Here is an 11,754-nt window from a genome sequence, read left to right as displayed (position 1 = left end):
CTATCAATTTATTCATGCGTCACTGTATTTTCAGGCTGGCGAGATCGTGGAAGGAGAGGCGGGCGGCGCTAAGCACGAAAAAAAGCCCGCCTGGGGAAGAGGCGGGCTTGGTTTGCGATGCCGAAGCCGAAGCTTGCCGTCGCCGGAGTGCTTAGGTCAGAGGCAGCGGATTGTGCTGGTTGTCAGATTGCTGGATACGATGTTCGATGGCGTCCGGCACGCTGACCGCAGCTTCGGCCGGAGTCGATGTGGCGGCGTCGCCAGGCGCAACGGCTTGTATCGGACGCGCCTTAGGCGTCGCGATTGGCGCTGTCGAACCGGTCGAAGGCACGTTCTTGCCGATGGCGACGTCTTGCAGGCGGCGATATTCAGCCAATACCTTGTAGCCGTAGCCGCCGTCGTTGGCGAAGGCTGCGGCGCCGACATAGCGCTTCAGGCCTGCTTCGACCGAACCGCCCTGGGTCACGTAGTCCTTGAGGATCATGGAGCCGACCTTGATGTTGGCAGTCGGATTCAGCGCCGCCTTGATGCCGCCCATGCTTTCAAACTTGTCTTCATGCACTTTCGACATGACCTGCATCAGGCCTTGCGCGCCAACCGGGCTTTCGGCAAACGGATTCAAGCCCGACTCGATCGCCATCACGGCCAGGATCAGGAGCGGATCCAGCTTGGTTTCGCGTGCGGTCTTGTAGGCGGTCGTCACGAACATGTTGGTGGCGTCGCCGGCGACGCGATAACGCTTGGACAGCCAGTTGGTGACCCATTGCTGCTGGCGCGAGTTGTCGAGCGGTTTGACTGCCTTGGGCAAGCCATCCATGTGCAGCAGGTGATTCATGTTTGCGCTGGGCACCGGCACGGTCAGGCTGGCGACATTCTTGCCGGCCGCTGGAGCGGTTGCCTGAACGGTAACAGCCGCAGCCGCTTGCGGCGCTGCCGGCTGCGGAGCGCTACTGGCGAACAGCGGCAGGCTTTGCAGCTTGAGGGCCAGATCCGGCTTGATCAGCATGGTGCTGAATCCGATCAGGGCCAGGATGCCGCTGAACAGGATAGTGACGCGTGTGGTGGCGATAAGACCGCCGACGGTGTCGCGGGCGAACAGCGCACTGTTGATAGCGCCGTTGATCGATTCGCTGCTGAGTTTTCTTAAATATCCGGGCGTAGCCCAACTAGATAATACCTTGGTAGATCTTGCTAACAATTGAACCTCCAGAATCGTCGCGGCGCATGCAGCCCCCTTGGAACAGCGGGGGCGAAGATACTGAAGCTGCGTGCACCGTAATCAATATCGCCTGGCTTCGCATGCCGTGTGCGTCATGCCAGACGTCGTTGCTGTTTGCGCTTATGCAGCTCCAAGCTGGTCGGCTGCAGAAATGCGCCGTGCCGCTGGCAAACAACTTGTTCGGGGGAGAAGGCTGACGCCTTTTGAAAACACTCCTTAAAATGTCATGTGGGACCCCGATCCCGTGAGTATTGAGAGCCGTCATGAAAGCGCTTTTTGGGCGCTGCGACTGCTTCAAGCTGGGCGCATTGTAGGGGGCTGTTTATATCAAGTCAATACTATAAAAAATAAAATACATAACTTTTATGTATAAAGAATATGCCGGTTTACCGCTGCGAGCCAATAAAATCAAGCACTTCGCTGGGAAGCCTTAATTGTCGAATCAACATTCATAAAGATTGTAAGAATCCATGAAATATTCAGATTTACGTGATTTTGTTATCAAATTGGAACAAATCGGCGAGCTAAAACGGATTTCAACGCCGATTTCACCTTATTTGGAGATGACGGAGATCTGCGATCGCACTTTGCGCGCCGGCGGTCCGGCGCTGCTTTTTGAGAATCCGACAGGACATTCGATACCTGTGCTAGGCAATCTGTTCGGTACGCCGCGCCGCGTCGCGCTAGGCATGGGAGCCGACGACGTCAGCGAATTGCGGCGCATCGGCCACGTGCTGGCGTCGCTGAAAGAACCGGAACCGCCGAAGGGCTTTAAAGATATCCTCGGCCTCGGCACGCTGGTGAAGTCGTTGTGGGACATGGCGCCCAAGGAGCAGCGCTCGGCGCCATGCCAGGACATCGTCTGGGAAGGCAACGACGTCGACCTGGCGAAGCTGCCGATCCAGCACTGCTGGCCAGGCGACGTCGCGCCGCTGATCACCTGGGGCCTGGTGATCACCAAAGGGCCGCACAAGAAGCGCCAGAACCTCGGCATCTACCGCCAGCAGGTACTGAGCCGCAACAAGGTCATCATGCGCTGGCTGGCGCATCGCGGCGGCGCGCTGGATTTCCGCGAGCACGCGATCGCCACCGGCGGCAAGCCGTATCCGGTGGCGGTAGCGCTGGGCGCCGATCCCGCTACTATATTAGGTGCGGTGACGCCGGTGCCGGACAGCTTGTCCGAATACCAGTTCGCCGGCCTGCTGCGCGGCAGCCGTACCGAGCTGGTCAAGGCCATCGGCAGCGAGCTGCGGGTGCCGGCCTCGGCCGAGATCGTGCTGGAAGGGCATATCAATCCCGATCCTTCGCATCCGTCCGGTTACGAGATGGCGCTGGAGGGGCCTTATGGCGACCACACCGGCTACTACAATGAGCAGGACTGGTTTCCGGTATTCACCATCGACCGCATCACGATGCGCAAATCGCCTATCTATCACTCTACGTATACAGGCAAGCCGCCGGACGAGCCGGCGGTGCTGGGGGTAGCGCTGAACGAAGTGTTCATCCCCTTGCTGCAAAAGCAGTTTTCCGAAATCACCGATTTCTACCTGCCGCCGGAAGGATGCAGCTACCGCATGGCGGTGGTGCAGATGAAGAAGGCGTATGCCGGCCATGCCAAGCGGGTGATGTTCGGCGTCTGGAGCTTTTTGCGCCAGTTCATGTATACCAAGTTCATCGTGGTGGTCGACGAGGACGTCAATATCCGCGACTGGAATGAAGTGATCTGGGCCATCACCACCCGCGTCGATCCGATCCGCGACACCACCATCGTGGATAACACGCCGATCGACTATCTCGACTTCGCCTCGCCGGTGAGCGGCCTCGGCAGCAAGATGGGGATAGACGCCACCAACAAGTGGCCGGGGGAAACCAGCCGCGAGTGGGGCCGCACCATCAGCATGACGGACGAGGTGAAGACGCGGGTAGACCAGATCTGGCAGGAGCTGGGCCTGTAAATCCGGATTGGCAGGAAAGTTTGCATATAAATAGTGTGGAAAACGGCAGCGCCTGCCAAAAAGCTGTGAAAAGCGCTGCCGCCAATGACGCAATGCGGTATAATTCACCCCGGCGGGCCCCTGCGCATTGTGGCGTGGTCAACCTGGTCAGGTCGGGAACGAAGCAGCCACAGCCATTTCCTGCAAGTGCCGCAGACAAGGCTCGCCTCTATCCTCAGTATTATTCCGCACGGTTTTTCTCAGCAACACCTCCCCAACGTTGGGCCATCGGTTGATTGCCAGTTTGTCAGCCGCGACCGTTATCGCCCAGGCAAGCCTCAGGCTGGCTCAGTGCGCTGCTGGGTCCGCGGCAGGGATGCTGAAGCCGATAGTCGTCATGCCTGCCACGCTGTCGGCAAACACGCCGCCGCCGTGCATCTTGGCGATCGCCTTGACGATCGCCAGCCCCAGGCCGTGGCCGTGCAGCTGGCTTTGATCCTTGTCGTTGCGGGCGGCATCGACGCGATAGAAGCGGTCGAACAGCCGCGGCAAATGGTTCTCGGCAATCGGCTTGCCGGGGTTGGAAACGGCAATTCCGATCGCTGCCGGCTCCTGCGTGATGGTGACCACAATCGCCGCACCGGGCGTCGAATGCTGGATCGCGTTATGCAGCAGATTGCTCATGGCGCGCTTGAACAGCGAGGTTTCGATCGAGGCTTCGGCGCCGATGTCGCCATCCACCTTGACCGTCATTTTCGACTCATCCAGCACAAACTCGAAGAACTCCACGGTCTTGTTGATTTCCTGCGCGATCGAGGTGCGCATCAGGCTGGTGGCGGCTTCGCCCTGATCGGCGCGGGCCAGGAACAGCATGTCGTTGATGATCGAGCGCAAACGCTCCAGCTCTTCCAGGTTGGATTGCAGCACTTCCTCGAATTGCGGTGCGGTGCGCTGGCGCGACAAGGCCACCTGGGTCTCGCCGATCAGGTTGGCTAGCGGTGTGCGCAGTTCGTGGGCGACGTCGGCATTGAACGCCTCCAGCTGGTTGTAGGCGGCTTCCATACGCTCCAGCACGCCATTGAACGCGGCGGTCAGGTCCGACAGTTCGCCCGGCAGCGGCGCAATCTGCAAGCGTTGCGACAGCGTCTTGGGGCCGAGCGACTGCGCCGCGCTGGACAACTGCTTCAACGGCCGCAATCCCACTTGCGCAATCCAGTAGCCGAGCAGCATCACCAGCATCACGCCCAGCAGCGACAGGCCGACCAGTGCGATCATGAAGGCGCGCAGAGTATGCATGTAAGGCGCTGCATCCACCGCCACGATCAGCCTGACCGCGGGCCTTTCGCCGAACGGCGGCAGAGCCTTGGTCAAGGTACGCAGCGGATATTCGCGGCCGCGCAGCATCAGGTTGCCCATGCCGTCAGGATTGCGGTCTATCTTTTCGATGTCGGCCAAATCCTTGCCATACTGGAAGCGCGGATCGTCGCTCAGCACCCAGTAGCGGAAACTGCCGTCGGCCGGCGTCAGCGTGTCCAGCTTGGCCTGCACCCGGGGCCAGCGCGCGGGATCGCCGTTGTGCTGGATCATGTACTGGGTGTCGAGAAAGCGGGTGCTGAGCTCATCGTGCTGATGGCGCGCCAGTTCGCGCTGCAGCACGCCGTACAGGGCGCTGCCGATCAGCGAGAAAATCAGCAATGCGGCCAGTGCGAACATCGCCACCAGGCGGACTTTGATGGAGCGTCTCATCCCTGGCTCTCGTGATGGTGCGTTTCGTGCGTTTCGCGTGGCTCGCGCGGTTCCAGCACATAGCCCATGCCGCGTATGGTGTGCAGCAGCTTAAGGCTGAACGGCGCATCGATCTTGGCGCGCAAGCGCTTGATGGCGACCTCGACCACATTCGTGTTGCTGTCGAAGTTCATGTCCCACACCAGTTCGGCGATGGCTGTCTTCGACAGGATTTCGCCTTGCCGCCGCGCCAGCACCGCCAGCAGGGAAAACTCCTTGGCGGTGAGGTCGATGCGGACATTGGCGCGATAGGCCTTGCGGCTGATCAGGTCGATCTGCAGATCGGCAATCCGCAGCTGCGCCGGCTCCAGCGCACGCCCGCGCCGGGTCAGCGCCTGCAGGCGCGCCAGCAGTTCGAGGAAAGAAAACGGCTTGACCAGGTAATCGTCGGCGCCGCCCTGCAGGCCCTTGATGCGGTCTTCCACGCGGTCGCGCGCGGTCAGCATGATGACCGGGGTCTGCTTGATTTCACGCAGCGCATGCAAGACCGAAAAGCCGTCGACGCCGGGCAGCATGACATCCAGCACGATCACATCGTAATCGTGCTGCAGCGCCAGGTGCTGGCCATCGATCCCGTCATGGGCGACGTCGACCGCGCAGCCTTGCTCGGTCAGTCCCTTGCATAGGTAGTCAGCGGTCTTCAGTTCATCTTCGACGATCAGGATTTTCATGTGCTGCGGGTCTCCTGTTCTGTCCTGCTCAGCGCCAGCAACATGGCGCCGTGCAGGATTGAGCAATTTCTGTTTTGATTATTTCGAATCTATCACGGCCGGAGCGTTTGCAACCGTCGTGCCAGCCTTACGCGCCGCCTTGCGCGCGCGCCGCGCTTCCTTGCGACGCTCATACCAGTAATGGGCGCGGTCCAGGTATAGATAGACCACCGGCGTGGTGAACAAGGTCAGCGCCTGCGACAGCACCAGGCCGCCGACCATGGCATAGCCCAGCGGACGGCGCAGTTCCGAACCGGCGCCATGTCCTAGCATCAGCGGCAAGCCGCTCAGCAGCGCGCACATGGTGGTCATCATGATCGGCCGGAAGCGCAGCAGGCAAGCCTGGTAGATGGCTTCTTCCGGCTTCATGCCGTGCTGCCGCTCGGCGGTCAGGGCGAAGTCGATCATCATGATGCCGTTCTTCTTGACGATGCCGATCAGCAGGATGATGCCGATCAACGCAATCACGCTCAGGTCATAACCGCCCATCATCAGGATCAGCAGGGCGCCGACGCCGGCCGAAGGCAGGGTCGACAGGATCGTCAGCGGATGGATGTAGCTTTCATACAGCAGGCCCAGCACAATGTATACCGCAACGAGGGCGGCGGCGATCAGGTAAGGCTGCGACGACAGCGAATCGCCGAAAGCCTTGGCGGTGCCCTGGAAGGCGCCGCTCAGGGTCGACGGCACGCCCATCTGGTTCTGCGCCTTGGTGATGGCGTCGACCGCTTCGCCCAGCGCCACGCCGGGCGCCAGGTTGAAGGAAATCGTCACCGCCGGGAACTGGCCCTGGTGGCTGATCGACAGATAGGACGTCTTGTTGGTGTCGATGGTGACGAAGGTCGACAGCGGCACCTGCTGGCCGGTGACCGGCGAAGTCAGGTAGAGCTTGCTGAACAGGTCGGGATCCTGCTGCAGCTTGGGCGTCACTTCCAGGATCACGTGGTAGCTGTTGATCTGCGTGAAGTACTGCGCGACCTGGCGCTGGCCGATGGCATCGTAGATGGTAGCGTCGATCAGCGCCGGCGTGATGCCGAAGCTGGAGGCGCGCGCACGGTCGATGGTCAGGCTGGCCGAGGCGGCGGCATTCTGCTGGTCGGAGGCGACATCGGTCAGCTCTGGCAGCTGGCGGAAGCGGCCCAGCAGTTTCGGCGCCCAGACGTTCAGTTCATCCAGATTGGAGTCGGTCACAGTGTACTGGTACTGGGTGCGCGACAAGCGGCCGCCGACGTTGATATCCTGGCCGGCCTGGAGGAACAGGTTGACCCCTTGCACCTTGGCCAGCTGCGGCCGCAGGCGGGTGATGATCTGGTCGGCGCTGGCGGTGCGTCCCTCATCCTTCGGCTTCAGGCTGATGAAAAAATTGCCGGTATTGAAGGTGTTCTGGCCGCCGCTCATGCCGAAGCCGGTGACGTCCGGATCCTTGCGCACGATATCGGCCAGCGCCAGCATGCGCTTGTTCATCGCGGAAAACGAAGAGTCCTGTCCGGATTCGGCAAAGCCGTAAACGAAGCCGGTATCCTGCTGCGGAAAGAAGCCTTTCGGAATCACGACGAACAGCGCCACGGTGGCGATCATGGTGGCGAAGAACACCATCAAGGTGATGAACTGGTGGCGCAGCACCACATGCAAGCCGCGCTTGTAGGCGTTCAGCATGGCATCGAAACCGCGCTCGAACATCTGATACATGCGGCCATGCGATTCGGCAGAGTGCGGCTTGAGGAAGCGCGAGCACAGCATCGGCGTCAGCGTCAGCGAAATCACCACCGAGACCGCAATCGTCAGCGTCACGGTGATCGCAAATTCACGGAACAAACGGCCGACGATGCCGCCCATCAGCAGCAGCGGAATGAACACCGCCACCAGCGATACCGAGATCGAGATGATCGTGAAACTGATCTCCCCGGCGCCCTTGTAGGCCGCTTCCATCGGCGACATGCCTTCTTCCACATAGCGGTAGATATTTTCCAGCATGACGATGGCGTCGTCGACCACGAAGCCGACTGCAATGGTCAGCGCCATCAGCGACAGGTTGTCCAGGCTGAAGCCCAGCAGGTACATGACGCCGGCGGTGCCGAGCAGCGCCAGCGGCACCGTCACGCTAGGGATCAGGGTTGCCGGCACGTTGCGCAGGAACAGGAAAATCACCAGCACCACCAGGGCAATGGTCAGCACCAGCGTGAACTCGACGTCGGCCACCGAGGCGCGGATGGTCTGGGTGCGGTCGATCAGGGTGTTGATATGCACGGTCGGCGGGATTGCAGCCTGCAGGCGCGGCATGGCGGCCTTGATGCGGTCCACGGTTTCGATCACGTTGGCGCCCGGCTGCTTGGTGACCGCCAGCACGATCGAACGGCCGTTGATGATGGTGTTGGCGGCCGGCGCGGCGGCGCCGGCATAGGCCCAGCCCGCAACCTTGACGTTCTCCGGCGCGTCTACTGCGACGCCGATATCGCGCACGCGGATCGGCGCGCCGTTCTTGTAGGCCAGCACCATGTCGTTCCATGGCTCGGCGCTCAGCAGCTGGTCATTGGTGTAGACGGTGAAGCTTTGCTTGGCGCCGTCGACCGTGCCCTTAGGCTGGTTGACGGTAGTGCTGGCGATCACGCCCCGGATATCTTCCAGGCTGATGCCGATGGCGGACAGCTTGGTCGGATCGACCTGAATCCGCACCGCCGGTTTTTGCACGCCGCCGATATTCACCAGGCCGACGCCGGGAATCTGTGAAATCTGCTGCGCCAGGATGTTGTCGGCGAAATCGTTCACCTGGATCAGCGGCAGGGCATCCGACTGCACCGCGATCACCAGGATGGGCGAATCGGCCGGATTGACCTTGCGGAAGGTCGGCGGACTCGGCAGGTTGGCCGGCAACTGGCCGCTGGCGGCGGTGATTGCCGCCTGGACGTCGAGGGCGGCGGCGTCGATGTTGCGGTTGAGGTCGAACTGCAGCGTGATTTGCGAGGAGCCGAGCGAGCTGCTGGAAGTCATCTGCGACAAGCCGGCGATCAGCGAGAATTGCCGTTCCAGCGGCTGCGCCACGCTAGACGCCATGGTTTCCGGACTGCCGCCGGGCAAGTTGGCGGAGACCTGGATGGTCGGGAAATCTACCTGCGGCAGCGGCGCCACCGGCAGCAGCGGCCACACCGCGGCGCCCACCAGGAAAATCGCAAGCGCCAGCAGGGTGGTGCCGATAGGGCGTTTAATGAAGGTGGCGGAGATGCTCAATTGCTTGTCCCCTTAATTGCGGATGCTGCTGCCGCTGCACTGGAAGCGCTGCTGTTGCCATTGCTGTTGCCGCGCACCGCGGCATCCTCGCTCACCTTGATGCCCGGCTTCAGCTTGTACTGGCCGTCGACCACCACCCGTTGTCCGGCGCTCAGGCCCTTGTCGATGACGGCGATGCCGTCCTGGATATTCGCCACCTGGATGGTCTGGATCTGCGCCTTGCCGCCGGCGTCGATCACATAGGCGTAAGTGCCGTCCTGGCTGCGCTGCACGGCGCTGGCGGGAATCGTCAAGGCTTGCTTGCGGTCGCCCAGCACCAGCCGCACGTTGACATACTGGCCCGGCCATAGCACATGCGACGGGTTCTGGAAAATCCCTTTCAGCTGCACGGTGCCGGTGCTGGTGTCGATCTGGTTGTTCAGCAGGGTCAGGCTGCCTTGCGACAGCATGGTGCTGCTGTTGCGGGCAAAGGCCTGCACCGCGAGCGGCTTCTGGCTGCTGTGCAGGGCGGCGTTGATATTCTGGAAGCTCTCTTCCGGCAAGGTGAACACCACCGCGATCGGATCGATCTGGTTGATCACCACCAGGCCGTTGGTGTCGGCAGCGTGGACGATGTTGCCGGGGTCGACCAGACGGGCGCCGACGCGGCCGCTGATCGGCGCCACGATGCTGGTGAAGCTGAGCTGCACCTTGGCGTAGTTGATTTGCGCATCGTCGGCTTGCACCGCGGCTTGCAGCTGGTTGACCTGGGCGTGTTGCGCATCCAGGGTTTGCTGCGTGGCGGCGTCTTGCTGCACCAGCGTGGTGTAGCGTTGCAGGTCGAGCCTGGCGTTGACCAGCGTCGCCTGGTCCTTGGCTTTTTGCGCCACCGCTTGCGCCAGCTGCGCCTGCAAGGTGCGCGGATCGATTTGCGCCAGCAGCTGGCCGGCCTTGACGTCCTGGCCTTCGACGAAGCCGACCTTGTCGAGCTGGCCGTCGATGCGCGCCTTGACTGTCACGCTGGCGTTGGAGGTGACGGTGCCGACGCCGGACAGGTACATCGGCATATCTTGTTGCTTCACCGGCGTGGTGCTCACCGATACCGCCGGCGCCGCGGCAGCCGGCGGCGCGGCAGCGTCAGCTTTGTGGCTCAGGTCCCAGCCGGCGGCGCCGATCAGGACCAGTATCGCGGCAGTGATCAGCAGCGTCGAACGGGTTTTGGAAAGTGTGGTGGTCATGTCGTTGTCGGTTCGGAAAATTAATTGGCGGTATTGTTGTTCTTCGCTTGGGCGGCGTTATCGGCCTGGCTCAGCCGGGACGCATCCCAGCCGCCGCCGACCGCCTTGATCAGCGCCACGCTGGCGACCAGCTGGCGGCCCACCAGCTGCACCAGGGTGCGCTCATTGCTCAGCGCCAGCGTTTGCGCGGTGACTACCGCCAGGTAGGTGGCGGTGCCGGCGCGGTACTGGCTGAGCGCCAGCTGCTCGGCCAGCTGCGAGGCTTTCACGGCTTGCCCTTGGGCCACCGATTCCTGGTCGAGCACATTCAGCGTCGCCAGGTTGTCCTCCACTTCCTGGAAGCCGCCCAGCACCGTTTGCTTGTACTGCGCCACTGCTGCGTCATACGCTGCGACCGCCTGCGCCGTATGGGCGCGGCGCAGGCCGCCGTCGAAAATCGTTTCGGCCAGCGCCGCTCCCAGCGACCACACCCGGCTTGGCGTATTGAACCATTGCGCCAGGCTGCTACTGTTGAAGCCGCCGCTGGCGCTCAGCGTCAGCGCCGGGAAATAAGCCGCCTTGGCGACGCCGATATTGGCGTTCGCCACCGCCACATTGCGTTCGGCGTTGGAGATATCCGGCCGCCGTTCCAGCAGCTCCGACGGCAGTCCGGCCGGGATCGCCGGCAAGCCTGCCTGCATCCTGGCCACCATTTGCGGATCGGCCGGCGCCGCCGCCAGCGTGAATCCGGCTGGCGCCTGGCCTGTCAGGATGGCGATGGCATGTTCCAGCTGGCTGCGCTGCGCCTGCAGATCGATGGCTTGCGCCTCGGCAGTCTTCAGCTGGCTTTCCGCCAACGCCACATCCGAGCGCAGCGCGACGCCGACGGCGTACTGGCTTTGCGTCAGCTTGAGCGAGCGGGCGTAGGCCGCGGTGGTGCGCGCGTACAAGTCTTTCAGCAGGTCGGTAATGCGCAATTGCAGGTAGTCTTGCGCCAGGGTCGCCTGGATGCTAAGACGGGCAGCCGCCAGGTTGGCCGCGCTGGCCTGGCTGCCGGCATCGCCGGCTTCCACCGAGCGCCGCACGGCGCCCCAGACATCCGGTTCCCAGCTGCCTTGAAGTCCGGCGCTGTAGTTGTTGCCGAGGCGGACGCCATTGCTGTTGCTGAGCGAGCGGCTGGCGCCGGCGCTGACGCCGACCGTCGGCCAGAAGCCTGAGCGCGCGGCATCCGCCGCGGCGCGCGCCTGGCGGTACTGGGCTTCGGCCTGGGCGATATTCTGGTTGGCCCGGTTGGCTTGCTGCATCAGCGTGTTCAGCGTGCTGTCGCCATACGCTTCCCACCAGTTGTGGCTGCTGTCGATCTGCTGCGGTTCCGCCTGTTTCCAGGGGCCGTTTTCCTTGTAGTGGGCGGGCAGGTCCATCGTAGGACGTACATAGTCTGGACCGACTGCGCATCCGGCCAGCGCTAGCGCGACCGCGGCAGCCAGGATGGCGCCGGAGAGGTTTCTTGAGGGAGGTGGGAAATTCATGAGTCTGATTAGGCTGGCGTCCGGAACTTCGAATAGAACGTCCGGGCAGCCCGCAGCGAGAAATGCTCATTCGCGCCGTGCGCAGCATCGGACAGTATTTGAAACACTTTAAATCCTGCTGCGGTACCCGATGCTGTCGCTAATATGACAATTCTG

The 11,754-nt window shown here is 62.2% G+C and carries 7 protein-coding genes and 1 other RNA gene; 2 read left to right on the top strand and 6 right to left on the bottom strand.

The window, feature by feature from the left end:
• Positions 1–151: 151 nt before the first annotated feature.
• Positions 152–1,198, bottom strand: coding sequence for a transglycosylase SLT domain-containing protein (locus tag AC07V8_RS06740; protein ID WP_494679549.1), 1,047 nt, complete (start codon positions 1,196–1,198; stop codon positions 152–154).
• A 491-nt stretch (positions 1,199–1,689) separates the two neighbouring features.
• Here AC07V8_RS06740 and ubiD point away from each other — a divergent pair, with 491 nt between their 5' ends.
• Both ubiD and ffs read left to right on the top strand, forming a co-directional pair.
• The gene (gene ubiD, locus AC07V8_RS06735) at positions 1,690–3,174 is read left to right on the top strand and encodes a 4-hydroxy-3-polyprenylbenzoate decarboxylase (RefSeq protein WP_494679548.1); all 1,485 of its coding nucleotides are present in this window, start codon (positions 1,690–1,692) and stop codon (positions 3,172–3,174) included.
• Between the two features lie 111 nt (positions 3,175–3,285).
• Positions 3,286–3,384, top strand: an RNA gene (gene ffs / locus AC07V8_RS06730) — signal recognition particle sRNA small type.
• Between the two features lie 117 nt (positions 3,385–3,501).
• Here ffs and AC07V8_RS06725 read toward each other — a convergent pair.
• From AC07V8_RS06725 to AC07V8_RS06705, 5 genes are all read right to left on the bottom strand, one after another.
• On the bottom strand, positions 3,502–4,899 hold the full coding sequence (locus tag AC07V8_RS06725; RefSeq protein WP_494679547.1) for a heavy metal sensor histidine kinase: 1,398 nt from the start codon (positions 4,897–4,899) through the stop codon (positions 3,502–3,504).
• The gene (locus tag AC07V8_RS06720; protein WP_211470360.1) at positions 4,896–5,609 is read right to left on the bottom strand and encodes a heavy metal response regulator transcription factor; all 714 of its coding nucleotides are present in this window, start codon (positions 5,607–5,609) and stop codon (positions 4,896–4,898) included. Before AC07V8_RS06720 ends, AC07V8_RS06725 begins: the two co-directional genes overlap by 4 nt.
• A gap of 78 nt (positions 5,610–5,687) precedes the next feature.
• On the bottom strand, positions 5,688–8,873 hold the full coding sequence (locus AC07V8_RS06715) for an efflux RND transporter permease subunit (RefSeq protein WP_494679546.1): 3,186 nt from the start codon (positions 8,871–8,873) through the stop codon (positions 5,688–5,690).
• Entirely contained in the window at positions 8,870–10,090 is a 1,221-nt protein-coding gene (locus AC07V8_RS06710; RefSeq protein WP_494679545.1) for an efflux RND transporter periplasmic adaptor subunit, read from the bottom strand. The genes AC07V8_RS06715 and AC07V8_RS06710 overlap by 4 nt, the downstream gene beginning before the upstream one ends.
• A 20-nt stretch (positions 10,091–10,110) precedes the next feature.
• On the bottom strand, positions 10,111–11,598 hold the full coding sequence (locus tag AC07V8_RS06705) for an efflux transporter outer membrane subunit (protein WP_494679544.1): 1,488 nt from the start codon (positions 11,596–11,598) through the stop codon (positions 10,111–10,113).
• Between the last annotated feature and the right edge of the window lie 156 nt (positions 11,599–11,754).

Source organism: Collimonas sp. GW821-FHT02H07, from assembly GCF_059421505.1.
Note: the sequence above shows the minus strand (reverse complement) of the source record. Positions and strands in the feature narration are given on the sequence as shown.